The organism is Streptomyces sp. NPDC079141 (assembly GCF_040686775.1).
Taxonomy (GTDB): domain Bacteria; phylum Actinomycetota; class Actinomycetes; order Streptomycetales; family Streptomycetaceae; genus Streptomyces.
The window spans coordinates 83,927-109,561 of record NZ_JBFBLP010000011.1; the positions used below are offsets into that span (position 1 = coordinate 83,927).

Annotated in this window: 23 protein-coding genes and 7 tRNA genes; 18 read left to right on the forward strand and 12 right to left on the reverse strand. The window is 70.4% G+C overall.

Features of this window, described 5'->3' with window-relative positions; all coding sequences use genetic code 11:
- Window positions 1-17: 17 nt before the first annotated feature.
- The 5 genes from AB0Q90_RS27065 to AB0Q90_RS27085 form a co-directional block, all read right to left on the reverse strand.
- Window positions 18-89: transfer RNA gene (locus AB0Q90_RS27065), tRNA-Val, on the reverse strand.
- 34 nt (window positions 90-123) lie between these two features.
- Window positions 124-195, reverse strand: a tRNA-Val gene (locus AB0Q90_RS27070).
- Between the two features lie 40 nt (window positions 196-235).
- A tRNA-Val gene (locus AB0Q90_RS27075) sits at window positions 236-307 on the reverse strand.
- Window position 308: 1 nt separating this feature from the next.
- Window positions 309-382, reverse strand: a tRNA-Cys gene (locus tag AB0Q90_RS27080).
- 39 nt (window positions 383-421) lie between these two features.
- A tRNA-Gly gene (locus tag AB0Q90_RS27085) sits at window positions 422-494 on the reverse strand.
- A 188-nt stretch (window positions 495-682) separates the two neighbouring features.
- Here AB0Q90_RS27085 and AB0Q90_RS27090 point away from each other — a divergent pair.
- From AB0Q90_RS27090 to AB0Q90_RS27100, 3 genes are read left to right on the forward strand one after another with little or no spacing between them, the layout of a single operon-like run.
- Window positions 683-1,726 carry a chorismate-binding protein gene (locus tag AB0Q90_RS27090; RefSeq protein WP_363160714.1) on the forward strand — a complete coding sequence of 348 codons (1,044 nt, stop codon included), beginning with the start codon at window positions 683-685 and terminating at the stop codon, window positions 1,724-1,726.
- Window positions 1,723-2,544: an aminodeoxychorismate lyase gene (locus tag AB0Q90_RS27095; RefSeq protein WP_363160713.1), complete on the forward strand. Its 822-nt coding sequence runs from the start codon at window positions 1,723-1,725 to the stop codon at window positions 2,542-2,544. Before AB0Q90_RS27090 ends, AB0Q90_RS27095 begins: the two co-directional genes overlap by 4 nt.
- 53 nt (window positions 2,545-2,597) lie before the next feature.
- Window positions 2,598-3,422 (forward strand): GNAT family N-acetyltransferase, encoded by an 825-nt coding sequence (locus AB0Q90_RS27100; RefSeq protein ID WP_363160712.1) that lies wholly within the window; start codon window positions 2,598-2,600, stop codon window positions 3,420-3,422.
- Window positions 3,423-3,434: 12 nt separating this feature from the next.
- On the opposite strand, the gene AB0Q90_RS27105 is transcribed toward AB0Q90_RS27100, so the two are convergent.
- Window positions 3,435-3,968 carry a DsbA family protein gene (locus AB0Q90_RS27105; RefSeq protein WP_363160711.1) on the reverse strand — a complete coding sequence of 178 codons (534 nt, stop codon included), beginning with the start codon at window positions 3,966-3,968 and terminating at the stop codon, window positions 3,435-3,437.
- A 239-nt stretch (window positions 3,969-4,207) separates the two neighbouring features.
- Here AB0Q90_RS27105 and AB0Q90_RS27110 point away from each other — a divergent pair, with 239 nt between their 5' ends.
- Both AB0Q90_RS27110 and AB0Q90_RS27115 read left to right on the forward strand, forming a co-directional pair.
- Entirely contained in the window at window positions 4,208-4,642 is a 435-nt protein-coding gene (locus AB0Q90_RS27110) for a hypothetical protein (RefSeq protein WP_363160710.1), read from the forward strand.
- A 154-nt stretch (window positions 4,643-4,796) separates the two neighbouring features.
- Window positions 4,797-4,949, forward strand: coding sequence for a hypothetical protein (locus AB0Q90_RS27115; protein ID WP_010351316.1), 153 nt, complete (start codon window positions 4,797-4,799; stop codon window positions 4,947-4,949).
- 499 nt (window positions 4,950-5,448) lie between these two features.
- On the opposite strand, the gene AB0Q90_RS27120 is transcribed toward AB0Q90_RS27115, so the two are convergent.
- Together AB0Q90_RS27120 and AB0Q90_RS27125 are read right to left on the reverse strand one after the other, a co-directional pair.
- Window positions 5,449-6,009, reverse strand: coding sequence for a CGNR zinc finger domain-containing protein (locus AB0Q90_RS27120; RefSeq protein WP_363160709.1), 561 nt, complete (start codon window positions 6,007-6,009; stop codon window positions 5,449-5,451).
- A gap of 253 nt (window positions 6,010-6,262) precedes the next feature.
- A complete protein-coding gene (locus AB0Q90_RS27125) occupies window positions 6,263-6,676 on the reverse strand; it encodes an SsgA family sporulation/cell division regulator (RefSeq protein ID WP_004002642.1) in 414 nt (137 codons plus the stop codon).
- Between the two features lie 191 nt (window positions 6,677-6,867).
- On the opposite strand from AB0Q90_RS27125, the gene AB0Q90_RS27130 reads away from it, so the two are divergent.
- The 7 genes from AB0Q90_RS27130 (at window position 6,868) to AB0Q90_RS27160 (ending at window position 14,497) form a co-directional block, all read left to right on the forward strand.
- The gene (locus tag AB0Q90_RS27130; RefSeq protein ID WP_363160708.1) at window positions 6,868-7,320 is read left to right on the forward strand and encodes a TIGR02611 family protein; all 453 of its coding nucleotides are present in this window, start codon (window positions 6,868-6,870) and stop codon (window positions 7,318-7,320) included.
- Window positions 7,321-7,408: 88 nt separating this feature from the next.
- A tRNA-Val gene (locus AB0Q90_RS27135) sits at window positions 7,409-7,480 on the forward strand.
- Between the two features lie 419 nt (window positions 7,481-7,899).
- On the forward strand, window positions 7,900-9,186 hold the full coding sequence (locus tag AB0Q90_RS27140) for an extracellular solute-binding protein (RefSeq protein ID WP_363160707.1): 1,287 nt from the start codon (window positions 7,900-7,902) through the stop codon (window positions 9,184-9,186).
- A gap of 14 nt (window positions 9,187-9,200) precedes the next feature.
- The gene (locus AB0Q90_RS27145) at window positions 9,201-10,157 is read left to right on the forward strand and encodes a sugar ABC transporter permease (RefSeq protein ID WP_363160706.1); all 957 of its coding nucleotides are present in this window, start codon (window positions 9,201-9,203) and stop codon (window positions 10,155-10,157) included.
- Entirely contained in the window at window positions 10,154-11,026 is an 873-nt protein-coding gene (locus AB0Q90_RS27150) for a carbohydrate ABC transporter permease (RefSeq protein ID WP_363160705.1), read from the forward strand. Before AB0Q90_RS27145 ends, AB0Q90_RS27150 begins: the two co-directional genes overlap by 4 nt.
- 33 nt (window positions 11,027-11,059) lie before the next feature.
- Window positions 11,060-11,650, forward strand: coding sequence for a hypothetical protein (locus AB0Q90_RS27155; protein ID WP_363160704.1), 591 nt, complete (start codon window positions 11,060-11,062; stop codon window positions 11,648-11,650).
- A gap of 108 nt (window positions 11,651-11,758) precedes the next feature.
- Window positions 11,759-14,497 carry a Tat pathway signal sequence domain protein gene (locus AB0Q90_RS27160; RefSeq protein ID WP_363160703.1) on the forward strand — a complete coding sequence of 913 codons (2,739 nt, stop codon included), beginning with the start codon at window positions 11,759-11,761 and terminating at the stop codon, window positions 14,495-14,497.
- Between the two features lie 80 nt (window positions 14,498-14,577).
- Here the strand turns inward: AB0Q90_RS27160 and AB0Q90_RS27165 are convergent, their stop codons facing one another.
- Window positions 14,578-16,992, reverse strand: coding sequence for a hypothetical protein (locus AB0Q90_RS27165; protein ID WP_363160702.1), 2,415 nt, complete (start codon window positions 16,990-16,992; stop codon window positions 14,578-14,580).
- Window positions 16,993-17,077: 85 nt separating this feature from the next.
- On the opposite strand from AB0Q90_RS27165, the gene AB0Q90_RS27170 reads away from it, so the two are divergent.
- Together AB0Q90_RS27170 and AB0Q90_RS27175 are read left to right on the forward strand one after the other, a co-directional pair.
- Complete coding sequence (locus AB0Q90_RS27170; RefSeq protein WP_363160701.1) at window positions 17,078-17,524, forward strand: SRPBCC family protein; 447 nt, start codon at window positions 17,078-17,080, stop codon at window positions 17,522-17,524.
- Between the two features lie 39 nt (window positions 17,525-17,563).
- A tRNA-Val gene (locus tag AB0Q90_RS27175) sits at window positions 17,564-17,635 on the forward strand.
- A 40-nt stretch (window positions 17,636-17,675) separates the two neighbouring features.
- Here the strand turns inward: AB0Q90_RS27175 and AB0Q90_RS27180 are convergent.
- Window positions 17,676-18,401, reverse strand: a complete 726-nt coding sequence (locus AB0Q90_RS27180) for a 3'-5' exonuclease (protein WP_363160700.1) — start codon at window positions 18,399-18,401, stop codon at window positions 17,676-17,678.
- Window positions 18,402-18,592: 191 nt separating this feature from the next.
- Here AB0Q90_RS27180 and AB0Q90_RS27185 point away from each other — a divergent pair, with 191 nt between their 5' ends.
- The 3 genes from AB0Q90_RS27185 to thrS all read left to right on the forward strand — a co-directional run bounded on the left by AB0Q90_RS27185 (window position 18,593) and on the right by thrS (window position 22,465).
- Window positions 18,593-19,159, forward strand: a complete 567-nt coding sequence (locus tag AB0Q90_RS27185; RefSeq protein ID WP_363160699.1) for a DUF4365 domain-containing protein — start codon at window positions 18,593-18,595, stop codon at window positions 19,157-19,159.
- Window positions 19,156-20,376 carry a hypothetical protein gene (locus AB0Q90_RS27190; protein ID WP_363160698.1) on the forward strand — a complete coding sequence of 407 codons (1,221 nt, stop codon included), beginning with the start codon at window positions 19,156-19,158 and terminating at the stop codon, window positions 20,374-20,376. The genes AB0Q90_RS27185 and AB0Q90_RS27190 overlap by 4 nt, the downstream gene beginning before the upstream one ends.
- Window positions 20,377-20,488: 112 nt before the next feature.
- Window positions 20,489-22,465 carry a threonine--tRNA ligase gene (gene thrS, locus AB0Q90_RS27195; RefSeq protein WP_363160697.1) on the forward strand — a complete coding sequence of 659 codons (1,977 nt, stop codon included), beginning with the start codon at window positions 20,489-20,491 and terminating at the stop codon, window positions 22,463-22,465.
- Between the two features lie 31 nt (window positions 22,466-22,496).
- Here thrS and AB0Q90_RS27200 read toward each other — a convergent pair whose 3' ends face one another.
- Complete coding sequence (locus tag AB0Q90_RS27200) at window positions 22,497-23,153, reverse strand: potassium channel family protein (RefSeq protein ID WP_363160696.1); 657 nt, start codon at window positions 23,151-23,153, stop codon at window positions 22,497-22,499.
- A gap of 67 nt (window positions 23,154-23,220) precedes the next feature.
- Between AB0Q90_RS27200 and AB0Q90_RS27205 the strand changes: the two genes are divergently transcribed.
- Entirely contained in the window at window positions 23,221-23,778 is a 558-nt protein-coding gene (locus tag AB0Q90_RS27205; protein ID WP_363160695.1) for an HIT domain-containing protein, read from the forward strand.
- A gap of 3 nt (window positions 23,779-23,781) precedes the next feature.
- Here the strand turns inward: AB0Q90_RS27205 and AB0Q90_RS27210 are convergent, their stop codons facing one another.
- A complete protein-coding gene (locus AB0Q90_RS27210) occupies window positions 23,782-25,443 on the reverse strand; it encodes a hypothetical protein (protein WP_363160694.1) in 1,662 nt (553 codons plus the stop codon).
- Window positions 25,444-25,635 lie beyond the last annotated feature (192 nt).

Here is a 25,635-nt window from a genome sequence, read left to right on the forward strand (position 1 = left end):
CGGGGGCTTGCGATGTGTGGACGATACTGGGATTGAACCAGTGACCTCTTCCGTGTCAGGGAAGCGCTCTCCCGCTGAGCTAATCGTCCTCGGGATCACAGCCCGGAGGCTGTGGATCTTGCGTGCGCGATACTGGGATTGAACCAGTGACCTCTTCCGTGTCAGGGAAGCGCTCTCCCGCTGAGCTAATCGCGCGGGTCGAAGCCTTGCGGCTCCCGAAGCCCGAAGGCTTCAGTGGACGATACTGGGATTGAACCAGTGACCTCTTCCGTGTCAGGGAAGCGCTCTCCCGCTGAGCTAATCGTCCTTGGAGGTGGAGACGGGATTTGAACCCGTGTAGACGGCTTTGCAGGCCGTTGCCTCGCCTCTCGGCCACTCCACCAGGAGTGTAGGGGTTCGGGAAGATCCCCTTGCTCTTTCGAGCGAACGACGAGGTTCGAACTCGCGACCTCAACCTTGGCAAGGTTGCGCTCTACCAACTGAGCTACGTTCGCCTGTCTTTCCGTTCCGCTTGCGCGTCCCGGCGACGTGTTGAACTCTAGCGGATTCCCGGGCCAGTACAAAAACGCGTTTGTGCAGCGTGCTGCGCCGGACCTGCGCGGACCTGCTCGGACGCCTGGCCAGGGCTCCCGCCGGGACATGCCCAGGTCACCCGGAGGACACCCGCCATAGACTCGACAGCGTGCTCGACCTCCCTCCCCTCGCCCGCTTCGGCGACCGCCTCGCCACCGGCCTCCTCGACGTCACCCATGACCCCGCGGTCCTCGACTCCACCGGCTTCTGGGCCGTCGCCGCGGACTTCGAGGGCCGACTGACCTGCGCCCGCTTCCGTGACGTGCGGGAGGCTCCCGTGCCCGCGCCGGTGCCGGGCGCATGGCGGGGACCGGCGGCGGGGGACTGGACGTCCTCCCTCGACCACGCCGGTTACACGGCCGGTGTGCGCCGTATCCGCGAGTACATCGCGGCCGGCGAGGTCTACCAGGCGAACCTCTGCCGGGTGCTCTCCGCGCCCGTGGCGCCCGACGCCGACGTGGACGCCCTGACCTCCCTGCTGGCGCGCGGCAACCCGGCGCCGTACGCAGGAACGATCCGGCTGCCCGGGCACGGCGTGGAGATCGCCACCGCGTCACCGGAACTGTTCCTGCGCCGGAAGGGCCGGGTCGTCGAGTCCGGGCCGATCAAGGGCACGGGGCGTACCGAGGCGGACCTCCTGGAGAAGGACTACGCCGAGAACGTGATGATCGTGGACCTGGTCCGCAACGACGTCGGGCGGGTCTGCGCCACCGGCTCCGTGACCGTCCCCGACCTGTGCGCCGTGGAGAAGCATCCGGGACTGGTGCACCTCGTCTCCACCGTGCGCGGCGAGCTGCGCGAGGACGCCGACTGGCCCGAGCTGTTCGCCGCGGCCTTCCCGCCCGGCTCGGTCACCGGCGCGCCCAAGTCGAGCGCCCTGCGGATCATCGACGCCCTGGAGACGGCGCCCCGGGGGCCGTACTGCGGAGGCATCGGCTGGGTCGACGCCGACAACGGCACGGGCGAGCTCGCGGTCGGGATCCGCACGTTCTGGATCGACCGCACCGAAGGCGTGCTGCGCTTCGGCACGGGCGCCGGCATCACCTGGGGCTCCGACCCCGAGGGGGAGTGGCGGGAGACCGAGCTGAAGGCGTCCCGGCTGCTCGCGGTAGCGTCGGGGGCGTACGAGGTGAAGGGAGAGGCACTGACGTGAAGATCTGGCTCGACGGCGGGCTCCAGGACATCGAGTCCGCCCGCGTCTCCGTCTTCGACCACGGGCTGACCGTGGGCGACGGCATCTTCGAGACGGTGAAGGCGACCGACGGCAAGCCGTTCGCGCTCACCCGGCACCTGGACCGGCTGTCCCGGTCCGCCCGGGGTCTCGGGCTGCCCGACCCCGACCACGACGAGGTCCGGCGCGCCTGCGCCGCCGTCCTGGCCGCCAACCCCATGCCGCTCGGCCGGCTGCGCATCACCTACACCGGCGGACACGGCCCCCTCGGCTCCGACCGCGGCGAGTACGGCCCGACCCTCGTGGTCGCCCTCGGCGAGACCACCCGCCGCCCCGACTCCACCGCCGTGATCACGGTCCCCTGGACCCGCAACGAACGCGGCGCGCTCACCGGCCTGAAGACGACCTCGTACGCCGAGAACGTCGTCGCCCTCGCCCGCGCCCACCAACACGGCGCCTCCGAGGCCCTGTTCGCCAACACCGTCGGTCAGCTCTGCGAGGGCACCGGGTCGAACGTCTTCGTCGTCCTGGACGGCGAGATCCACACCCCGCCGGTCGCCTCCGGCTGCCTGGCGGGCATCACGCGCGCGCTGGCCGTGGAGTGGACCGGCGCCAAGGAGACCGACCTGCCGCTGGACGTGCTGGAGCGCGCCGACGAGGTCTTCCTGACCTCCACGCTGCGGGACGTCCAGGCCGTGCACCGGGTCGACGAGCGCGAACTGCCCGGCACGCCCGGCCCGGTGACCGCGAAGGCCATGCGCATCTTCGACGAGCGGTCCGGACAGGACCAAGATCCGTAAGAGCCCGGGAAAACCGGCTGACGTCGTGGTGCCCGGCGGGTAGAACACCACTGATGACCACGACCCTGCGGCCGACCGAGCCGCTTCAGCGTGATGCCGACGGGGTGCTGTCCCGCCACTACCAGGTGTGCGTGAACAGCCGTCCCGTCGGCGCGATACACCTCGCGACGGACCCCGTCTTCGGGCCCACCGTCGCGCACATCAGCGACCTGAGCATCGAGGCGCCCGACCGCGGGCGCGGCCGTGGCACCGTGGCCGCGCTCGCCGCCGAGGAGGTGGCCCGCGGCTGGGGCTGCACCCGCGTCGAGATCAGGGTGCCGGGCGACGCCGGGCCCGCCCTGCGGCTCGCCACCGCGCTGGGCTACGTCCACCGCAACCGCGGCATGGAGAAACGACTCGGCGACACCCCGCCCGAACTGCCCGCGGGCAGCCGGGGCCGCCCGATGACAGAGGCCGAGTACGGGCCGTGGATGGAATACGGCAACGCGCACTACGCGCAGAGCTGGATCGACCGCGGAGTCCCTCGCGAGCAGGCGTGGGCCAAGGCCGTGACGGACATGGGCAGGCTGCTGCCGCAGGGCCTGGACACCGAGGACACGCTGATCAGCGTGCTGGAGCACGAGGGGACCGCCGTCGGCACGCTCTGGCTGTCGGTGGCGGGGGACAAGGCGTTCGTCTTCGACGTCGAGGCCCACGAGCGCTTCCGCGGCCGGGGCCACGGCCGCACGCTGATGCTGCTGGCCGAGGCGCAGGCGGTGGCCGCCGGGAAGCGGCTCATCGGCCTCAATGTCTTCGCTGAGAACACCCCGGCCGAGCGCCTCTACGAGTCGCTGGGCTATGTGCCGGTGGGCTACTCGATGTACAAGGACCTGCTCTGAGCCCAGCCCGGCTCAGCCCTGCCCGGCCTCGGCCAGCAGCCGGTCCGCGATCTCCTCGACGCGCTCGCGCAGCCCTTCCTGGCTCTTGCCGCCGTCGAGGCGCTCGCCGCCGATCACGTACGTCGGGGTGCCGGTCACGCCGATCGCCTTGCCCTCGGCCTGGTCGGCATCGACGATCAGGATGTGCCGGCCGTCGATCAGCGCGGTGTCGAACTCCTCGGCGTCCAGGCCGAGTTCCCGGGCCACCTCGACCAGGACGGACTCTCCCTTGCGGTCCAGCTCCTCGACCCGGCCGAGGACGGCCTCCACGTACGCCCAGCCCTGCCCCTGCTCCACGGCCTCCTCGACGGCCTGGGCGGCCGCGAAGGAGTGCTTGTGCTTCTCCAGCGGGAAGTGCCGCAGCCGCAGTTCCAGCCGGTCGCCGAAGCGGGCGCGCAGGGCTCGCAGGTCGTCGAGGGCGTCACGGCAGTCCGGGCACTGGAGTTCGCACCACACGTCGAGGACGACAGCGGGGGCGGCGGGACGGACGGGGGAGGAGTCGCTCATGCGCACAGTCTCCCAGCCCGCGCCGACCGCTCCCAACCGGGCCGTCCACCCGGGACGCGCGCCACCGGCTGCATCGGCCCGCTGCCACGGACTGCGTACGACCGGACCGGCACCTGCGGAGGAGTCGACCCGGAGATGTCCCTGATGTCGGGCCGGGGCATGGCCCGGCGGGGCCCGGCAGGTGCAGGATGGAAGGGACGAAAGGGCTGCGCCCGACCGAATCCTGTCTGGAGGACCGGATGATTGCCGAGACCGTCTGTTCCGCCGTCTCCGCGGCCGGCCTGGGCATCGCGGCGGTCACGGCGTACCGCAAGCGTTTCCTGTCCGCCGCGCGCATCGCCGCGTATGCGCTCATTCCCCTCGGTCTGGTGATGACCGGGGTCGTCGAGTGGCTGGCGGACACCGCGTTCAGCCCGACCGCGTGGGCGGGCTTCGGCGTGCTGGGCGCCGCCTGGCTGCTGCTCGCGAGCACACGCGCGGTGGAGCGCCGCCGTGGCACGACCCGCAAGGAGCGCAAGGCGGCCCGGTCCGCGCAGAGCGACGCGGTGGCCCCGGCTGCCTCGGCGCCCTCGCTCGGCGCCGCCTCCCGTCCGGCAGCCCGGCCCGCGACGGCACCCCGTGCCGAGGAGGACTTCAGCGACATCGAGGCCATCCTCAAGAAGCACGGCATATGACCCCCGCATGCCGGACTGAAACGACACAGTGGGTCGACGCCCGCTCGTAATCGATCACGACCTGCACCGGACGTCACGGAATCCGGCGAACTCCCGCTCCTTCCGGGCGTGTTGATCGCCACGGACCCCCCTGCTGCGCCATCATCGGCGCGAGATGCTGGACACAACACAGAGCGAGGCCGCGCCGCCGCAGGACGAGCCGCGCGGATGCCTCTTCGCCCTTTCCCAGCCACCGCTGATGATCTTCCTTGCGGTGATCGGGTCTCTGCTGCTCATGGCTGCGCTGCACGACCTGCTGCTGCTCTGAGCCGTACCCGCGGCCCCCGGCGCCACCCGCCGGGGCCCGCGTCGCCACGGGCCCCTCGGCACTGCCGTGCCGAACACCATTCCGCCCCGCCCCGCGCTCGCGCGGAGGGCCTCCGATGCCCGGTCGCCGAGGGGTAGCCGTGCGCCCCCGCTTGAGAGCACTCCGGCGCCTTGTGCTCGCCCGCAGGCCGCTTTCGGGGCACCGCGTGATCTTTCCGAGACGGCCGCGCGCCTCCGGGGCGAAGGCGCTCCGGCGCCCTGCGCTTCCGCGGTGAGACTCGCATGCCGTGCGGCTGAGCCGCCCTGGTGGCTACGTCGCGCGGGCACTTCGACGTCGTGTTGCTTGCCGCCTCGTCCCGCGCTCGCGCGGCGGGGCCCAGATACCCCGTCGTCGAGGCAGCCGTATGCCCCCGCGCCGTCAGGGCGCCCCCGGTGCCCTGTGCTCGCGCACTCGCCCCCGCTCCCACCGGGGCGGGCTCCGGGAGCGGGGCAGGCGGGTTTTAGCCCGCCGCCTCCTTGCGGCGGGCCCGGTAGGCGGCGACGTGGAGTCGATTGCCGCAGGTGCGGCTGTCGCAGTAGCGGCGGGAGCGGTTTCGGGAGAGGTCGACGAAGGCGCGGCGGCAGTCCGGAGCCTCGCACCGGCGCAGACGTTCCTGCTCGCCGGCGACCACGAAGAAGGCCAGAGCCATTCCGCAGTCGGCCGCCAGGTGGTCGGCGACGGAGGCGCCGGGGGCGAAGTAGTGCACGTGCCAGTCGTAGCCGTCGTGGTCGGTGAGCCGTGGGGTGGTGCCCGCGGCGGCGACCAGCTCGTTGATCAGTGCGGCGGCGGTCCGCGGGTCCGGGGCAGCGAAGATCCCGGCGAATCTGCCGCGGATCTTGCGCACCGCGGACAGGTCGAACTCCGAGAGCACACCGACGTCACTGATCTCGTGCCTTCGCACGAAATCGGCGAGTGCGGGCACATCTGGCAGCGCGTCCGGCGTCGCGTCGTCCTCCGGCGCGGTGTTCACCAGATCCACGACGGCGTCGAGGGCGCACCGGGTGTCGTGGGTGATCAGCACGTTTCGCTCCCTGGCCTGAGGGTCGGGCGGACGCCCGCCGATGCTGGCCGATGGTAGTGGCTCCAGGAGAAGCCGTCCGGACCCGCCGTACGAGTGGTAGCCGGGGGCAACCGAATCGGCCCCCTCGGGCGCCGAAACACACCAACGCCGCCACGCGGAAGCGTGACGGCGGAGATGCATACCGTATGCGGTTGTCTTGGCCCGAGCCGTCTCCCCGAGTGGACGGCGCCGGGCGGCTTCGTGGGCGCCCCGCCTAGCTCTCCGCCAGGATGTGTGAGAGCTCCTGATCGAGATCGAAGTGCCGGTGCTCCGTGCCGGGAGGCACGGCGGCGTCGGTTCGCTTCAGGAAGGACTCCAGGGCTCTCGCCGGGGCTTCCAGCAGGGCTTCGCCCTCCGGGGAGCTCAGGGCGATGCAGACGACTCCCTGACCGTGGCTGCGTGACGGCCAGACACGGACGTCGCCGGTACCGGTGGGCCGGTGGAGGCCCTCGGCGAGGAGGTCGCGGGCGAACACCCACTCGACGGTCTCCTCGGCTCCGGTGTGGAAGGTGGCGTGCACGGCGTAGGGGTCGGCCGTGTCGTACCGCAGGCCTGCGGGGACAGGCAGGGAGGACTCGCTCGACACAACGAGGCGCAGGTGCAGCTCGCAGCTGACCGTGGTGTTCATAAGCGCCAGGGCCTTTCGCTCAGTGTGCGCTCGGGGATTCGCACGTCGGCGAAATCGACATGCCACCTACGGTGCCGTTGTAAACCCCTCTGAGTGTTTTGCGTGTCTTTACGTAACTCTTCCGGCCGAGACACCGTTCGCGAGGTACGACCATTTCGGTGACTGGTTTCTCTCGGGTAGGGTTTGGCCGTATGAATACGGGGAGTGACGAGGGTGGCGAGGTAGCCATGGCCTCGAACGAGACCGAAGTGGACGGTGTGAAGAAGGAGCAGCCACTCGGCTCCAGAGCGCCGGAGTTCATCAAGGCCCGCCGCGTGCTGCACCTCAGCTGGCAGGTGGGCGTCTTCATCATCGGCCTTGCCGTCGTGGCCGCCGGCATCGTCATGCTGCCGCTGCCGGGACCCGGCTGGGTCGTGATCTTCGGCGGTATGGCGATCTGGGCGACCGAGTTCGTCTGGGCCCAGCTGGTACTGCGCTGGACCAAGCGCAAGGTCACCGAGGCGGCACAGCGTGCCCTCGATCCCAAGGTGAGACGCCGGAACATCATCCTGACGTCGATCGGCCTCGTGATCGTGGCCGTCATCGGCGGCGTCTATCTGTGGAAGTTCGGTTTCGAGATGCCCTGGAACATCAAGGATCAGTGATCCGTGACGGGGGTGCGGGTGCCGGCCGGTGCTCGTTCGTGCTGGTCACAAGCACCCCCTGACATGGGGTAATGTTCTTCCTGCGCCCGGGCGATTAGCTCAGTGGGAGAGCGCTTCGTTCACACCGAAGAGGTCACTGGTTCGAACCCAGTATCGCCCACCCGGAGATGGCGGCCCGTCTGCAGTGATGCAGGCGGGCCGCCGTCGTTCGTGGCTCCGTCGGCCCGCGTGTCCGCGGTTCCGAGGGGGTGCGGGCCGCGTATCGGGCCTCGCGCCCCACTCGGCGTGATCCGCCGTCTCGTCAGGTGGCCGGACCGTAGACGACTTTCGGCCGACCCGGGCCCAAGTGCGACCGCCTACATCCTGTTCGGCCGGTCGATCCCAAGCGCCTCACCTGCGATGTCCTCCCGCGACTGGCGCTCATCGGCCCCGGTCTGGCGCTGACGCGCCGAGGCGGCCGCCAAGAAATTCCTGTCCGAATCATTGACGCACCACGAGGCCCTCCGTAACTTGTGCCAGCAAGCGCTTACTTGAAACGATTCATGCAGGCGGCAACGACGCTGCGGGGAGGGCCCGACTGTGGGAACCAGCAGGAATGTTGAGAGGCGTACGATCCTGAAGGTGGCCGGTGCTTCGGCGGCCACCGTCGGGCTGGGCCTGACGACCGGATGCGGCGGGGACAGCGGTTCCGGCGACGGGACGGTGACACTCCGTTACGCGTGGTGGGGCGGCGAGCCGCGCACCATCGCCATCAAGAAGACGATCGCGCTCTTCGAGAAGAAGTACCCGAAGATCAAGATCAAGCCGGAATTCACCGACTACGCCGCGTTCTGGGAGAAGTTCCAGACCCAGGCCTCCGGCGGGAATCCGCCGGACGTTTTCCAGAATGCGGTCGGTTTCCTGCGCAAGTACGACAAGCGCGGTGTTCTGCTGGATCTCAAAACCCAGGCGGACGCCGGGAATCTGAGCCTGGACAGCTTCCGCAACGGCGTTCTGGCGAACGGTCAGGTCGACGGCAAGCAGCTCGGCATCCCCGTCGGCGCCAACACCATGGCGCTCGTCATCGACCTCAAGGCCTTCAAGAAGGCGGGCGTCGAGGCGAAGATGGGCTGGACCTGGGACGAGTACTTCGACGCGCTCCAGACGATCCAGGACAAGCTGAAGATCGCCGGTGACACCGGCTACTTCGGCATCATGTACCTCTACGACCTGTATCTGCGTCAGAACGGCAAGGCGTTCTTCACCGACTCCGATCTCGGCTTCACCGAGGACGATCTGACGCAGTGGTGGGAGGACGGCTACAAGCGCGTGCGCTCCGGGCTCGTCGCCGACCCCAAGAAGATCGAGCAGGTCGCGCCCAAGTCCGGTCTGTCGGCGGGTCTCGCCGCCGCCGAGTTCACCTGGGACAACTTCTCCATCCGTTACGAGGGTGAGGGCGAGTCGGACTACGGGCTCGCGCCGATCCCCACCACGGACGGCAAGGCCACCGGCCAGTACCTCGGTTCGCTGATGCTCAGCGCCTTCTCCGGGACCGAGCACCCCAAGGAGGTCGCCCAGTTCATCGACTTCATGGTCCACGACCCCGAGGTCGGCAAGATCATGGGCTACGACCGCGGCATCCTCGCCACGAACGAGCAGTACGAGGCGTTCACGCCCACCGACGACAACAACAAGGGCGTCAAGGCGTACGAGGAGGAGGTCGCCGCGGCCGGAGTGCTCGGGAAGATCACTCCGCACCCGTCCGGCGCCGATGTCATCGAAGCGGCATTCCTGCGTCTCGGCGCCGAGGTCGCCCAGGGCAAGACCAAGCCGGCCGACGCCGCCAAGGCGCTGTTCAGCGAGGCCAAGGCCGCGTTCGCGGGCTGAGGGGACGTACCACCATGACGCTCGTCAAGGAAGCGCCCGTGCGCCCGGCGAAGAAGCGGTCCGCCGCTCCTGCCGCCGGGCGGCGCGGGCGGCGCCGCGAGAACCTCGCCGGCTACCTCTTCATGTCGCCGTGGATCGCGGGGTTCCTGCTGCTCACGGCGGGGCCGATGATCGCGTCGCTGTACTACGCGTTCACCAGCTACAACCTGTTCACGCCGCCCAAGTGGGTCGGCCTGGACAACTTCACGACGATGTTCCAGGACCCGCGCTGGCAGAAGTCGGTCGAGGTCACGCTGAAGTACGTCGTCGTGGCCACTCCGTTGAAGCTGCTGCTCGCGCTCGGCGTCGCGCTGCTGCTCGCGCAGAGCCGGCGCGGACAGGGCCTGTACCGGGCCGCGTTCTACATGCCCTCGCTGATCGGCGCCAGCGTCTCCGTGGGCTTCGTGTGGCGGGCGCTGTTCTCCGACGACGCGATCGTGGACCGCGGGCAGAAGATCTTCGGCCTCGACGTGGGCGGCTGGATCGGCAACCCGGACTACGTCATTTACGCCCTGGTCGCCCTGAGCATCTGGCAGTTCGGTGCGCCGATGGTCATCTTCCTCGCCGGCCTCAAGCAGGTCCCGCGGGAGCTGTACGAGGCCGCCGAGGTGGACGGCGCGGGACCCTTCCGCCGGTTCTGGAACATCACGCTGCCGATGATTTCCCCGGTGCTGTTCTTCAACGTGCTGCTGGAGTCCATCCACGCGTTCCAGGTGTTCGGCTCCGCCTACGTCGTCTCCGACACCCGGTGCGGGCCCGCCGACGCCACGCTCGTCTACACCTGTTACCTGTACCAGAAGGGCTTCAAGGAGGCCCAGATGGGCTTCGCCTCCGCGATGGCCTGGACACTGGTGATCGCGGTGGCGCTGGTCACGGCGGTCCTGTTCTGGTCGCAGAAGAAGTGGGTGCACTACGAGGAGGCCGCCAAGTGACCACTGCCACCACCCCTGCCCCGCGCACCGCGAACGAACGGCGGCGCTTCGGATCGATCGCCTGGCACGTGGGCGCGCTCCTGGTCCTCGCGGTCGTGCTGTACCCCGTGATCTGGGTGGTCGGTGCCGCGTTCAAGCCGAGCAAGGACATCATCGCCAGCCTCGACCTGCTGCCCACCGAGCCGGTCTGGGAGAACTTCTCCGGGCTCGCGGACGGCATCTCCGGCATCTCCATCAGCAGCTTCTTCTGGAACTCGCTGATGTACGCGGGCCTCGCCGTGGCCGGTGTCGTGCTGTCCAGCTCGCTGACCGCCTATGCCTTCGCCAAGATCCGCTTCGCCGGCCGGAACCTGCTGTTCACGCTGATGATCGGCACGCTGCTGCTGCCCTACCACGTCCTGCTCATCCCGCAGTACGTGCTGTTCCGCAACCTGGAACTGGTCGACACGCTGGTGCCGTTGGTCGCGGGCAAGTTCCTGGCCACGGAGGCGTTCTTCGTCTTCCTGATGGTGCAGTTCATGCGCGGGCTGCCGCGCGAGCTGGACGAGGCCGCCAAGCTCGACGGCTGCGGGCACTTCAGGACCTACTGGTCCATCGTGCTGCCGCTGACCCGCCCCGCCCTCATCACCAGCGCCATCTTCACCTTCATCAATGCCTGGAACGACTTCATGGGCCCGTTGATCTACCTCAACACCCCCGAGAAGTACACCGTTTCGCTCGGCCTGATGATGTTCCGCGATCAGGAGGGCATCTCCAACTACGGCAGCATGATCGCGATGTCGCTGGTGGCGCTGATACCGGTCATCGCCTTCTTCATGGCCTTCCAGCGCTATCTCATCGACGGCATGGCGACGTCCGGACTGAAGTGACCGGTCTGAAGTGAAAGGGCTGAGGCGTTCACCATGGCGCAAGCACGCGTGAAGGCACGCAAGGAGTCCGTGTTCGGCGAGCGGTTCTCGGTCTTCGCCGAGTCGATGCTCACCGGCGTGTGGATCGCCGTGGCCTGCCTCGGGGGCGTCACCTATCCCGCCGCCTTCGCCGCCGGCGCACGGCATCTGAGGCGCCGTACCGGCCACGAGGGCGGCGGGTGGCGGGAGTTCGTCGCGGACTTCCGGGCCGCCCTGCGCGGTGGGTGGGCCGTCGGGCTCGCCGGCTGGGCGGTGGCCGCCGCGGTCTGGGTGGACGTCCTGGCCGCCCGGGCAGGCCTGCCCGGCGGGCCGTTCGTCGGCGCCGTCGGCCTGTTCGCGCTGATCGGCCTGACCGTGGCGCTGCTGCGGGCGGCCGCCGTCTGGGCGCCGGGCGCGTCTTGGCGGGCGCTGCTCGTGGCCGCCGTGCGCCGGACCGTGCTCGATCCCGCCGGGTCCTTCCTGGTCGTCGGCGGACTGGCGGTTGTGGCCCTGTCCGGTGCGTTCATCACACCTCTGGCGGTCCCCGTTCTCGGGGCCGTCGCCGCGGCGGCCGTCGCCGTCGAGGAGCGGTACCGGCGCCGCTGACGGGCGGCGCCCCAGTCACCAGGTCGGCGCCTTCGGCGTCGTACCTCCCTCTGTCATGCCCCTGACTACCCGAATGCATCCCGCACGGAAGGAAAGGCTGACTCTCCTATGTCTCCCATCCCCCGCAGGTCCCTCCTCAAGGCGGCCGCCGTCGCCGGAGCCGCCGCGCAGTTCAGCTGGGCGCTAGGGGCGAAGGACGCCCAGGCGGCGCCCAGAGCCGCGGCCAGCGACGCCGACCCCGTGACCCTGGACTGGCTGGAGGACGGCGGCCTGGGCGCCGCACCCGGCTCGACCCTCGGTGTGCCCTGGCCGAAGGGCGCCTTCCAGGAGGACCAGACGTTCGCGCTGACGGACGCGGACGGCAAGGCCGTGCCCGTACAGACCTGGCCCCTCGCCTACTGGCCCGACGGCTCCCTCAAGTGGACCGCGCACGCGGTGGGTTCGGGCGGCACCGGCAAGCTCACCCTCGCCGCCGGCGAGCCCGCCGCCCCCGAGAAGAAGGTCACCGTCGACAGGAGCGGCGGCACCATCGACGTATCGACCGGCGTGATCACCGCGAAGATCGGTAAGTCCGGCGCCACGCTCGTCAAGTCGGTCACCCGCGGCGGCACCGAGATCGCCAAGGACGGCCGTCTCGTCCTGCTCCGCCAGCCCGAGATCGAGGACGGCGACCAGGGCACGGCGAAGTGCGAACGCTTCGACGGCGCCATCTCCGAGGTCACCGTCGAACAGGACGGCCCGGTCCGCGCGGTCGTCCGCATCGACGGCAAGCACCGCAAGGGCGACCGCAGTTGGCTGCCGTTCTCCATCCGCCTCTACTTCTACGCCGGCGCCGACTCCTTCCGCATGGTGCACACCATCACCTTCGACGGCACCCAGGAACCGGGCAAGGCCAGCGGCGACTTCATCCGCGGCCTCGGCGTCCGCTTCACCGTCCCCATGCGGGACCAGTCCTACGACCGCCACATCCGCATCGGCGGCGAGGGCACCGGCATGCTCCGCGAGGCGGTCAAGGGCATCACCGGACTGCGCCGCGACCCGGGCGCCGCAGTCCAGGCCGCCCAGTTCGAGGGCAAGAAGCTGCCCGACCCCGCCACCTGGGACCAGCGCGTCACCACCCGTCTCCAGTACATCCCCGAGTGGGGCGACTACACCCTCTCCCAGCTCTCCGCCGACGGCTTCACCCTCCGCAAGAGGACCAAGAAGGGCCACGGCTGGATCGGCACCGGCGGCGGCCGCCGCGCGAACGGCTTCGGCTACGTCGGCGGCGCGAGCGGCGGACTCTCCTTCGGCCTGCGCGACTTCTGGGAGAAGTTCCCCGCCCAACTCGACATCCGCGATGCCCAGACCGAGGAGGCCGAGGTCACTCTCTGGCTCTGGTCGCCCGAGGCACAGCCCATGGACCTGCGCTTCTACCACGACGGCATGGGCCAGGACACCTTCCCCGAGCAGCTCGAAGGCCTCAACATCACCTACGAGGACTACGAGCCCGGCTTCGGCACCCCGTACGGCATCGCGCGCACCTCCGAACTCCTCTTCTGGGCCAACGAGTTGACCCCGTCGGCCAACGCCCTCGCCCAGCAGATCGAGGCCGTGCGCGTCCTGCCGCAGCTCGCCGCCCCGCCCCAGCAGCTCATCAAGGCGGGCGTGTTCGGCAAGGGCCTGTACTCCGAGCCCGACCGCTCCACCGCCGCCAAGGCCAAGATCGAGGACCACCTCGACTTCCTCTTCACCTACTACAAGGACCAGGTGGAGATGCGTCGTTGGTACGGCTTCTGGGACTACGGCGACATCATGCACACCTACGACACCGCCCGGCACCAGTGGCGCTACGACATCGGCGGCTACGCCTGGGACAACTCCGAGCTGTCGCCGGACCTGTGGCTGTGGTTCGCCTACCTGCGCTCCGGCCGCGCGGACATCTTCCGCTTCGCCGAGGCGATGACCCGGCACACCGGCGAGGTCGACGTCTACCACCTGGGCGAATGGGCCGGCCTCGGCACCCGGCACGGTGTGCAGCACTACGCCGACAGCGCCAAGCAGCAGCGCATCGCCAACACCACCTACCGGCGCTACTACTACTTCCTCACCGGCGACGAACGCGTCGGCGACCTCATGCACGCCAATGTCGACTCCGACGAGACCTTCCTCGTCCTCGACCCGATCCGCAAGATCCGCACCGAGCCGTACACCCCCGACCGGCACGCGCTGTCGATCGGCTTCGGCACGGACTGGAGCGGCCTTGTGTCCGCCTGGCTCACCGAGTGGGAGCGCAAGGGCCCGAAGTGGGAGAAGGCCAAGGCGCGCGTCCTGTCGACGATGGAGACGATCGCCGCCCAGCCCAACGGATTCGTGCAGGGCACCGGCTTGTACGACCTGGACACCGGCAAGTTCGCCATCGCCGAGAAGCCGGTGGTCGGCGTCTCGCACCTGTCCGCCGTCTTCGGTCTCAACGAACTGTGCGCCGAGCTCATCGACCTCGTCGACATGCCGAAGTTCAACGAGGCGTACTTCGACTACTGCCGCTACTTCAACGCCACCAAGGCCGAGCAGGCGGCGCGGTACGGCTCCAACTTCGGCACGCTGCTGCTGTTCCAGGGCCACTCGCGACTGGACGCCTACGCGGCCGTCAAGACCGGGGACGAGAAGCTCGCCACGCGCGCGTGGCAGAAGTTCTACAACTCCGACGGGTACAAGGAGTCGGCGCCCTGGAAGACCGAGCAGCTGAGCGGGCCGGTCACGTTGGTGCCGGGCAGCGAGGCGACATGGGTGTCGACGAACGACACGGCGCTGTACGGTCTTGCCGCGATTGAGAACCTGGCGCTGCTGGGTCACAAGATGCCGTGACGCTCCGCTGGGGCGCGGGGTGACTGCGGGTCCGTTGTGACTGGTCGCGCAGTTCCCCGCGCCCCTTTGGGGCGCAGGATTCAGTGCAGCTTGCCCAGCATGTCCCGCACTCGATGGGCGTCCCGGATGCGCTGTTCGTAGGTCGCGCCCAGAGCCAGCAGAAGGAGGCCGGCCAGGGCCGGAGGCACCCAGCGGGGGAGCGCGCCCGCGATCTGGATCAGGTACGGGGCCAGCTCGTGCAGTGCGTCCAGGGCGAGGACCGCGCCGCCCAGCAGGAGCGGGGCCTGGAGGTGGTGGCGGGCGCCCAGCAGGGTGACCGTGAGGGCCGCGAGGCCGAGCAGGAGGGGGCGCGTCCAGCCCGGGTCGCCCCAGGCCGCGGCCAGGCTCGGCACGAGGGTCGCGGCGAGGCCGGGGCCGTACGCCGTCCAGGACGAGGCCTGCGGGTCGCGGCGCCTGCGCAGGGCGCCGACGATCAGGGCGGGGACGGTCACCGGCAGCGTGTAGGCCTCGGGGGTGGTCACCTCCCAGGCCGCCAGGCGTACCCAGGTGGCCAGCGCGAACAGGGCGATGGACGCGTAGGCGACGGGGCGGCGGTCCGGCCGTACCGCTGTGCCCGCGGTGATCACACCGCACAGGGAGAGGACGAGGGCGAGCATCGGCAGGTCGGTGACCGCGAGCCCCACGGCCAGCAGCCCCGCGGCCGCGCCCGCCACCTCGACCGGGAGCGTCGCCCGTGAGCCGCCCGTGAACCGTGCGGCGAGCAGCGCCGCGGCCACCGGGACCGTGAGGACCAGCAGCGCGGTGTGCTGCGTCGGCCAGTTGGCCGCGGCGCCCACGGCGCAGGCCAGCGCGGCGGCATACGCGAGCGCGGCCGGGGCGGTGACGGGGGCGGACCGGACCGAGGCCGCCGCGAAGAGCGCGGTCAGGACGGACAGAACCGCGAGGGTCGCGGTCTGTGCGGCGAGCGAGAGGAAGGCGAGGGTGAGGGAGGAGAGGAGGGCGAGGACCAGAGCGGTCGGCTGAGCGGTCGGGAAGGGGAAGGCCGGTGCGGCGCCGGGCTCGGGCTCCTTCTCGGCGTCCGCGGACGGCCGCAGGAGCGCCGCCGTCGCGAGGGCGGCCGCCGTCGTGACCACCAGGGCCGACAGGCCGACGGCGTACGGGAGTTCCAGCACCGCCGGCAGCGTGAGCAGCGCCGCCCAGGTCAGCGTCAGCGCACCCGTCAGGGCCCGGGGACGCCACGTCGTGTCCCGCACCGCCAGCGCCAGTACGGCGGCCACGGCGGCGAGCACGACCGGGACCGTCTCCATCCGCGGAGGCCAGGGCGCGTCCACCGTCACTGCGGCGCGGATGTCCGACGGCGTCCCGGACCAGGCCCGCTCGACCCACGCGACCGGGCCCAGCAGCGTGACGGCGACGAGCGGCACGGTCCACAGCAGTGTCAGGGCCTGGACACCGGCGGAGGCCAGGAGCAGGCCACGGCGCAGCGGCTCCGACAGCCGGGTCGCGGCGAACAGCGCGACACCGCAGGCGAGATGGGCGGGAACCGTCCACACGTCCGGCAGCACCACGCGCAGCATGCCGCCGAACGCCGCGACCAGCAGCAGCCCCCCGGCCGGCGCGGTCAGTGCCGAGGTGCGGGGATGTGCCGTCAGCCGGGCGGCCGTGAGCGCGATCGCCGCGGCGAGGAGAAGGAGCGCCGCCGCACGGGCGGCGGCGCTCGGACCGGTGGCCGTCCAGGACAGACCTCCGGCCGTCAGCGCGCCCCAGGCGCCCATGCCGTACGCGCCGACGGTCGCGGCGAGGCGTACGGAACGGACGGGCACCCGGAGCGCCACACCCGTGTCGAACCCGGCCGTCACCAGCAGGGCGGCCGTCGTCAGGTACGGTCCGGCGCCGGCCGCCACCGCCCAGAGCAGCAGCGGGAGTTGGGCCGCGGCCAACGCGGCGGGCAGCGGCAGGCGCAGCTCTCCCACGCGCGGCAGCAGCCCGTACGCCGTCCACAAGGCAGCCAGCGTCGCCGTCGCGGCCGCCGTGTAGCCGACGCCGTCCACGCCGGCGAGCGCCACCTCGTGCAGCGCATAGGCGTCCAGGACCGTCAGCGCCAGCCCGAGCCCGGCCACCGACTCGGCCGTCGAGCGCAGCCCGCGCCCCAGCAGCGGCACCGGCGCGCACAACGCGGCCGCCGTGATCGCGCCCAGCACCAGGGCGCGCCCGGCAATGCCCAGATGCCCCCAGCTGACCAGCGTGAACGCCGTCGCGGCGATGGTGAAAAGGACCCCGCCGAGGACCAGCAGCACGTTCTGCACCCGCGGCCCGGGGGCCTCGGGACGCGGGGGTGTGAAGGGCGCAGCGAAGGGCTGCGCCGGGCGGGCCGCGTCGAGTGCGGCGACCAGCCGCACGCGACGGGCCAGCAACTGGGCGCGGCGCGCGTCGAGTTGCCACAGCTCGGTGTCGAGGACCCGCAGTTCCTCGGCCGGGGACGGGTTGTGCGTCATGTCTCGAAAGTGTGGTCCGCGTCACGCCGCCGGACATGAGTCCGCGTACTCAGAACGTACTCAGATCCGGTGCCACACTCTGCTCATGGACTGGTCCCATTACCGCTTCCGCACCCAGTGGACCCTGCCCGCGCCCCCGGCCGCGGTCTACGACGCCCTGGAGCGCGCCGAGGAATACCCCCTCTGGTGGCCGCAGGTGCGCGAGGTGAACCGCCTCGACGACACCAGCGGCGCGATCCGGATCCGTGCCTTCCTGCCGTACGACATGACCTTCACCGCGCGCGAGGTGCGGCGCGATCCGGCGGCCGGGGTCCTGGAGATCGCCATGACCGGCGACATGGAGGGCTGGGCGCGCTGGACGCTCACCCCGGACGGCACGGGCACCCTCGCCCGCTACGACCAGGTCGTCGACGTGCGCAAGCCGCTGCTGCGGCGGCTCGCCGTGCCCGGGCGGCCGGTCTTCCGCGCCAACCACTGGCTGATGATGCGGGCCGGACGACGGGGGCTGGCCGCCCACTTGGAAGCGGTTTGAAGGAAACCCGCGGGGGCCTGTATTGTTCAGTGCGTTCCCGGGCGATTAGCTCAGTGGGAGAGCGCTTCGTTCACACCGAAGAGGTCACTGGTTCGAACCCAGTATCGCCCACCGGGAAAGGCCGGTCCGCAAAAACGCGGACCGGCCTTCTTCATGCCGCCGCCGGCAGATCCGGACGCAGCGGCCACGCCGGATCCACCGCCTCCTCGCTCCCGCTGCGCGCGAACCACGCCTGAAGCCCACGGGCCTGCGCCGCGTGCCACACCGCCTGCAACGTGTGCAGTTCGGCGGGGGAGAGCCGCTCAAGACGCGCCGCGAACCGGCGCCCCACCGCCCGTACGACATCCAGCGCGGCCAGTGCGTCCGCGCCCGCGTCGTGCGCGCCGTCCAGCGTGACGCCGTAGTGCGCACACAGGTCGGTGAGCGTGCGACGGCCCTTGCGGTAGCGGTCCAGATGCTTGTCGAGGACCCGCGGATCCAGCACCAGCAACGGACTCGTCTCGAACCAGTGGTCGAGCGACGACGCGCGATGGCGGCGCAGCTCGCGATCCAGGATGGTCAGGTCGAACGGCGCGTTCATCACCACCAGCGGGCGGCCCGCGACGGCCTGTTCGGCCAGTACCTCGGCTATCTCCTGCATCACCGGCGCCGGCCAGCGGCCGTTGCGGTGCAGATGGTCCTCCGTCAGCCCGTGCACCGCCGTCGCCGCCTCCGGCACCGGCACACCCGGGTTCACCAGCCACCGGGTCACCCGCGGCCGGGTGCCCGGGGCGTCCTGCACGACGACGGCCGCCGAAACGATCCGGTCGGTCTCGACGTCCACGCCTGTCGTCTCCGTGTCGAATGCCGCCAGCGGGCCCTCATACCAGCACGCCATACCTACACAACCCCTCGTTCACCCACGGCAGCTGACGCACCGTCTTCTGCCCGTTTGGTGATACCCGGGCTGTTTGCGCCGTACGCCGGAAGGAGACAACAGAGGTACGGGTCTTTGCAGTTCAGCGGCCCGGCGCGGGATTCACTCGGCCCCGGTGCGGGCAATTCACTTGGCTTGGAAGGCTGTTGGTCATGGCGATAGCGCAGCCCGAGCGGGGCGGGCTGCTGCCCGAACGTACGGGCCCCCATCGCGGCACACTCGCCACCACCGCCTGCATGGAGACACTGCAGGTGGGCTACTTGCACGCGGTCGCGGCGGCGGCCGGCTGCTCACTGTCGCAGCCGTTCCCGGACAACGGCATCGACTGGCACGTCAGCCACGGCTCACCCGGGCACACCGTCGACGACGAGGTCACCATCAAGGTCCAGCTCAAGTGCACGTACCAGATCGCGCCCAACCCGCCCGGCCGCTCCTTCTCCTTCACGCTGGACAACGACCACCTGCGCAAGCTCGCCCGCACCCCGGTCTCCGTCCACAAGATCCTCGTCGTGATGCTCGTGCCCCGGTCCCAGGACGACTGGCTGCGCGCCAGCCACGACCGGCTCGACCTCAGACACTGCTGCTACTGGGTCAACCTCGCCGGCCACCCGGTCACCGGCCGGACCCGGACCACCGTGCGGATACCGACCTCACGCGTCTTCGACGACCGGGCGCTGTGCGAGATCATGACGCGGGTCGGGACGGGAGGCAGACCATGACGCACCGCCCGATCGAGGAGCCCCTGCGACCGGTCCGGCCGCACCCCGTCGACGCCGTCGCCTGGCAGCGGCCCCCCGAGCCTGACGAGGTCGACCCCGCCGTCCTCAGCGCCCTGCTGCACCGGCACGGCTGGCAGCGCCGCGGCGGCGCCGCCGGACGCTACGGACGCTGGACCCCGCCCGGACCGGGCGGCGGCGGGACCAGCCTGCTCGTGCCCGAGAGCCGCGCCTTCCCCGACAGCGACGACCTGCTCGGCGAGGCACTCGTCGCCCTCTCCCGCAGCGGCACACCCTCCGCGCGCGAGGTGCTCGTCTCCCTCGCCGTCCCCAGCGACGAGATCCGCTGGTGGCGCGACGCCCCCGCCGGTCCGGCCGGCACCGTGCCCTGGACCGTCGAGGAGCAGCTGCGCGCCTCCGCCCGCCAGATGCTCCTCGCCGCCGCCCTCGCCACACGCGCGCGTGCCGGCTACTACGGCGCCCGGCACCGCCGACCCGCCGCGGCCATGCTGGAGAACGTCCTCGTCGGCTCCCCGGCCGGCGGCCGCCGCCTGACCGCCTTCGTCCCGGTCGCCACCGGCCGCCCCCTCGCCGTACGCCTGCACCAGGCGCTGTACGCCGCCCGCGAGGCCATCGACTACCAGCGGGCCACCGGCGGCATGGACGCCTTCGACGGCGCCGTCGAGGCCGGGGTCAGCCGCGAGCTCACCGAGGCGCTGATCGCCCTCGTCCGGGGCACCGAGGGCGCACGCGTCGCCGTCGAGTGGGCGCCCGGCGCGGGCGTCCCCGAGGGCTGCGCGGCCCCCGCCGAGGCCGTGGAGTTCTCACCCGGCGACCTGCCGGTGCTGCGCGAGGCCGGGGCCCGCTATCTGCGCGAGGAGCCCTCCGTGTCCGTCCGCATCACCGGAGCGGTCGTGCGGATGCGCAGGTCGGGGCCGCGCGGGGAGGGCGCCGTACGGCTGCGGGTGCTGGCCGGGGCCGAGATCCCGCACGTCCGGCTGACCCTGGACGAGGAGGCCTACCGCATCGCCGGGCACGCCCACCTCGTGGGACTGCCGGTCCGCGTGCACGGGCGGCTGGAGAGCCGGGGCGGGTTCCGCAAGCTCACCGGCGCCTCCTCGGTCGTACCCGTGCAGGTCGACGAGGCGGAGCGGGACCGGCTGATGAAGTCGCTCCAGGAGAACCTCGACTTCTTCGAGGAGGCCTGCGCAGGGGACTGAGCGGACTGCGCAGAGGAATGATTTCGCGGTCGGAGGGTGCGGGTCGGTACGATTCCCTCTTGCGCGCGCTCCCGGTATGGCGCCGCACCCCACCTGCAGTCAGGAGAGACCGGTGTCAGACGTCCGTGTGATCATCCAACGCGATTCCGAGCGGGAAGAGCGCGTGGTGACGACGGGGACTACGGCGGCCGACCTCTTCGCCGGCGAGCGCTCGATCATCGCCGCGCGCGTGGGCGGCGAGCTCAAGGACCTCACCTACGTCCTGGCGGACGGCGAGACCGTCGAGGGTGTCGAGATCTCCTCCGAGGACGGTCTCAACATCCTGCGCCACTCCACCGCGCACGTCATGGCGCAGGCCGTGCAGGAGCTGTTCCCCGAGGCCAAGCTGGGCATCGGCCCGCCCGTCAAGGACGGCTTCTACTACGACTTCGACGTCGAGAAGCCGTTCACGCCCGAGGATCTCAAGGCCGTCGAGAAGAAGATGCAGGAGATCCAGAAGCGCGGGCAGAAGTTCGCCCGCCGCGTGGTGACCGACGAGGCCGCCCGCGAGGAGCTCGCGAACGAGCCCTACAAGCTGGAGCTGATCGGCCTCAAGGGCTCCGCCTCCTCGGACGACGGCGCGGACGTCGAGGTCGGCGCCGGCGAGCTGACGATCTACGACAACCTGGACGCCAAGACCGGCGAGCTGTGCTGGAAGGACCTCTGCCGCGGTCCCCACCTGCCCTCCACCCGCCTCATCCCGGCGTTCAAGCTGATGCGCAACGCGGCCGCCTACTGGCGCGGCAGCGAGAAGAACCCCATGCTCCAGCGCATCTACGGCACCGCCTGGCCGTCCAAGGACGAGCTGAAGGGCTACCTCGACTTCCTCGCCGAGGCCGAGAAGCGAGACCACCGCAAGCTGGGCAACGAGCTCGACCTGTTCTCCATCCCGGAGCAGATCGGCTCCGGCCTTGCCGTCTTCCACCCCAAGGGCGGCATCGTCCGCCGCGTGATGGAGGACTACTCGCGCCGCCGCCACGAGGAAGAGGGCTACGAGTTCGTCTACACCCCGCACGCGACGAAGGGGAAGCTCTTCGAGACGTCGGGCCACCTGGACTGGTACGCCGAGGGCATGTACCCGCCCATGCAGCTCGACGAGGGCGTGGACTACTACCTCAAGCCCATGAACTGCCCGATGCACAACCTGATCTTCGACGCCCGCGGGCGCTCCTACCGTGAGCTGCCGCTGCGCTTCTTCGAGTTCGGCACCGTGTACCGGTACGAGAAGTCGGGCGTCGTGCACGGCCTCACCCGCGCGCGTGGCTTCACGCAGGACGACGCGCACATCTACTGCACCCGCGAGCAGATGTCGGAGGAGCTCGACAAGACGCTCACCTTCGTCCTCGGTCTGCTGCGCGACTACGGCCTGGAGGACTTCTACCTGGAGCTGTCCACCAAGGACCCGGAGAAGTTCGTCGGCTCCGACGAGGTCTGGGAGGAGGCGACCGAGACCCTGCGCCAGGTCGCCGAGAAGCAGGGCCTGCCGCTGGTCCCGGACCCGGGCGGCGCCGCCTTCTACGGCCCGAAGATCTCCGTCCAGGCCAAGGACGCCATCGGCCGCACCTGGCAGATGTCGACCATCCAGCTCGACTTCAACCTGCCCGAGCGCTTCGACCTGGAGTACACGGGCGCGGACGGCACCAAGCAGCGGCCGGTCATGATCCACCGCGCGCTGTTCGGCTCCATCGAGCGCTTCTTCGCGGTGCTGCTGGAGCACTACGCGGGCGCCTTCCCGGCGTGGCTCGCGCCCGTCCAGGCGATCGGCATCCCGATCGGCGACGCGCACGTGGACTACCTGGCGAAGTTCTCCGCGGCCGCCAAGCGCAAGGGCCTGCGGGTCGAGGTGGACTCCTCCTCCGACCGCATGCAGAAGAAGATCCGCAACGCCCAGAAGCAGAAGGTGCCCTTCATGGTCATCGCGGGCGACGAGGACATGGCCAACAACGCCGTCTCCTTCCGCTACCGCGACGGCTCGCAGGAGAACGGCATCCCGTTCGACGAGGCCATCGCGAAGATCGCGAAGGTCGTCGAGGAGCGGACGCAGGTCTGATCCGACGCCGTACGCGAGGCCCCCGGGGAGTTCAGCTCCCCGGGGGCCTTTCGTCGTCCTCGCGGGAGAACACCTGCAGCAGCCAGGACGAGAAGGACCCCGTCACCGCCCCGAGCAGCGCAAGTCCGCAGGCCATGACGCCGACCGCGATCACGCGGCCCAGCGGCGTCACCGGGGCGATGTCGCCGTAGCCGACGGTGGCGAGGGTGGCGCAGGTCCACCACATGGCGTCCCCGAAGGTGCGCATGCTCGCGCCCTTGGCGCCGTACTCCTGGTGGTAGACGGCGAGGGCTCCGGAGAAGCCGAGCAGGAGGGTGGAGAGGCCCGAGTAGGCGATCACACGGCCGTGCAGGGCGAGCCGGGGCCGGCCGCGCCGGCGCTGCGCCGACTCGTAGATCTTCACGATCCGCAAGGGGCGCAGCAGGGGCAGCGCCAGCACCACGGTGTCGAGCCAGTGGGCGCGGACGAAGCGCAGGCGCTGTCCGCTCAGCCGCCAGCGCACCGCGTAGTCGACGGCGAACACCGCCCATGCGGTGAACAGCACCACGAGGCACAGCACCCGCCAGCCCTCCGGCAGGTCATGGGCCAGCACCAGGACCGCGTACGAGGCGAGGTAGACCAGTGACGCCATGGCGAGGGGTACCTCGGAGTGCTGCTCCCAGCGGGCCTTGAAGCTGTCGTCGTCCACCCGCCCAGCTTGGCCCGGGACCCTTTTCCCGCAGCCCCGGCGACACGCTCCGAATGGGCGACGCCATATGCTGCACTGCATGACGAGTGAGCCGGAGCAGCAGTGGGGAGTGGGGACGCAGGACGCGTTCCAGCGCCTGTGGACACCCCATCGGATGGCCTACATCCAGGGCGAGAACAAGCCGACCGGCCCGGGGGCCGACGACGGCTGTCCCTTCTGCTCGATTCCGGCCAAGTCCGACGAGGACGGGCTGATCGTCCAGCGCGGCGAGCTGGTGTACGCGGTGCTCAATCTGTACCCGTACAACGGCGGCCACCTGATGGTCGTGCCCTACCGCCATGTCGCGGACTACACCGACCTCACCGAGCCCGAGACGGTCGAGCTGGCGGCGCTGACCAAGCAGGCCATGAAGGCCCTGCGTACCGCGTCCGGCGCCCATGGCTTCAACATCGGCATGAACCAGGGCACGGTCGCCGGCGCGGGCATCGCCGCCCATCTCCACCAGCACATCGTCCCCCGCTGGGGAGGCGACACGAACTTCATGCCGGTCGTCGGCCACACGAAGGTGCTGCCGCAGCTGCTGGCGGACACGCGCAAGATGCTGGCGGAGGCGTGGCCAGCCTAGGCCTCACGCGTCGTACAGATCGGCCTTCCTCGGTGACGGATCCTGCACCGCCGTGCTGAGGAATGCCGAGCGTGCGCCGAACTTCTCCGTGTCCACGCCGTTGTCCTCAAGGACCCGGATCGCCGCGGCGTGCACCACGCGCAGCACGGGCGTCGCGGCGCGCATCGCGTCGTCGGCCATGAAGCGGTGGCGCCACGGCTTGTCCGCCCAGACGTGCCGCAGGCCGAAGGGCTCGGGCAGGCTTATCGTCCCGCCGAGCCAGTTGAGCAGCGGCGGATACCAGGAGAGCGGGGCGCGGACGGCGAGGCGTACGACCTCGTTGGTGGGGACCAGCGGGAGTTTCACCGTGCGGGTCTCCCAGGGCTTGAGCGACTTCTGGACCTGCTTCGTGGGGTCCTCCGGCTTGCCCATGAAGAGCGGGTTGACGGGGCCCAGCGCGTGCCCGGTCACCTCGATGCGCAGGGTCTCGTGCAGCACGGTGACGGTGATCATCATGGTGAGGATCAACTGGCCGTCCCACAGCGTCCACTGCACGCCGAGGTAGTGCCGGTTTCCGCTGCCGAACTGCTGCTTGTTGCAGATGTCCTGTATGGAGTGCGGCTTGTGCTGGAACGCCTCCACGTCCGAGGACTGTTCGGTGCGGGCCACTCCCTTGGCGTTCTCCCCGACCGGTGTGACGATCCAGTGCCGTATCGAGGCCTTGGGGAAGCCGCCGGTGTTGATCGTGTTCCGCTCCAGCATGCGCAGCTTGTCGTGGATGGCGCGGATGACGTCCCAGCTGCGGAAGGGGTGGATCTCGCGGGTCGGGTCGGCGGGCGCGAGGTCCTCGGCGAGCTGCCAGCTGCCCCAGCGGGTGCCCATGCCCAGGATGCCCTTGGGTCCGGCGTAGAAGACGGAGTTGGACTGCTGCTCGGCGCTGAGCCTGGCGAGGGACTGGCGCAGTTGCTCGGCCTGGGTCTCGCTGGGGCTGCTCGGCACCGCCTCGGGAACCTGGGCCCCGATGCTGCTGCCCGCGAGCAGGCCGTTCCAGCGTGCGCGCAGGTCCTTGGTGGAGCGTTCGCAGATCTGCTTGGCCAGGAACCAGCCGAGGACGGGTACGACCACGCACGCGCGTGCGTACCAGCCCCAGAAGCCCGCGAACGGCATGCGGACGAGGAAGAGGACGGCGAGGGCGCCGACGGCGACGAGGAGGGCCGTGGCGAGGGCGGAGGCCTTCTTGTTGGTGTTCTTGTCGATGCTGGTGCGCAACTGGAAGACCAGGAGCCAGACCAGGAGTCCGGGCAGGAACAGCACACCGCACACCACCATGACGGCGGACAGTCGTTTGTCCCGGTCCCGGCGCAGCCGATAGGCGGCCAGGCAGTGGTCGACGACGACTTGGGGCTCGGTGCCGAAGGACTGGATCAGTGGTTTGCGGCCCGGACCGATCATGCGGTCGATGACCGCCCGGGAGTACGCCTCGCCCAGGTTCGGCCTGAAGAGCTTGCCGGCCCACTTCTGACCGTCCTTGACGGTCGTCTCGTGCCACTCGCTGTTGGCCTTGGTGATGTCCTCGACCGGGTTGTCCCGGTATGCGGCGGATGCGAGTGCGAACGTGGCCGTCTGGTCGTCGTTGCCCGTGAGGGGGACCTGCGGTCCGAAGACGTTCTCAATCCCTACGGTCATTCCCGCCCCCGATCGCCGCCACTGTCGCTCCTGCGGCCTTCCCGACTTGCTTGCTTCGCACACCTGTTGATCAGGTCATCAGCGTATCCGCCGCCACCGACATTCGTCGGCGGACGGCCGAAGCCGCCCGCCGACTCGGAGGGGAGCGTTCCACAAAGGTCGGTTGTCCGGGGCCCGTTGGCCCCACCGGTG

Coding starts and splice junctions, on each gene's coding strand:
- AB0Q90_RS27190 (WP_363160698.1), top strand. CDS start 19,156: ATGACGCACCGCCCGATCGAGGAGCCCCTGCGACCGGTCCGGCCGCAC.
- AB0Q90_RS27110 (WP_363160710.1), top strand. CDS start 4,208: ATGATTGCCGAGACCGTCTGTTCCGCCGTCTCCGCGGCCGGCCTGGGC.
- AB0Q90_RS27210 (WP_363160694.1), bottom strand. CDS start 25,443: ATGACCGTAGGGATTGAGAACGTCTTCGGACCGCAGGTCCCCCTCACG.
- AB0Q90_RS27125 (WP_004002642.1), bottom strand. CDS start 6,676: ATGAACACCACGGTCAGCTGCGAGCTGCACCTGCGCCTCGTTGTGTCG.
- AB0Q90_RS27165 (WP_363160702.1), bottom strand. CDS start 16,992: ATGACGCACAACCCGTCCCCGGCCGAGGAACTGCGGGTCCTCGACACC.
- AB0Q90_RS27170 (WP_363160701.1), top strand. CDS start 17,078: ATGGACTGGTCCCATTACCGCTTCCGCACCCAGTGGACCCTGCCCGCG.
- AB0Q90_RS27145 (WP_363160706.1), top strand. CDS start 9,201: ATGACGCTCGTCAAGGAAGCGCCCGTGCGCCCGGCGAAGAAGCGGTCC.
- AB0Q90_RS27105 (WP_363160711.1), bottom strand. CDS start 3,968: ATGAGCGACTCCTCCCCCGTCCGTCCCGCCGCCCCCGCTGTCGTCCTC.
- AB0Q90_RS27180 (WP_363160700.1), bottom strand. CDS start 18,401: ATGGCGTGCTGGTATGAGGGCCCGCTGGCGGCATTCGACACGGAGACG.
- AB0Q90_RS27205 (WP_363160695.1), top strand. CDS start 23,221: ATGCTGCACTGCATGACGAGTGAGCCGGAGCAGCAGTGGGGAGTGGGG.
- AB0Q90_RS27185 (WP_363160699.1), top strand. CDS start 18,593: ATGGCGATAGCGCAGCCCGAGCGGGGCGGGCTGCTGCCCGAACGTACG.
- AB0Q90_RS27155 (WP_363160704.1), top strand. CDS start 11,060: ATGGCGCAAGCACGCGTGAAGGCACGCAAGGAGTCCGTGTTCGGCGAG.
- AB0Q90_RS27100 (WP_363160712.1), top strand. CDS start 2,598: ATGACCACGACCCTGCGGCCGACCGAGCCGCTTCAGCGTGATGCCGAC.
- AB0Q90_RS27160 (WP_363160703.1), top strand. CDS start 11,759: ATGTCTCCCATCCCCCGCAGGTCCCTCCTCAAGGCGGCCGCCGTCGCC.
- AB0Q90_RS27115 (WP_010351316.1), top strand. CDS start 4,797: ATGCTGGACACAACACAGAGCGAGGCCGCGCCGCCGCAGGACGAGCCG.
- AB0Q90_RS27130 (WP_363160708.1), top strand. CDS start 6,868: ATGAATACGGGGAGTGACGAGGGTGGCGAGGTAGCCATGGCCTCGAAC.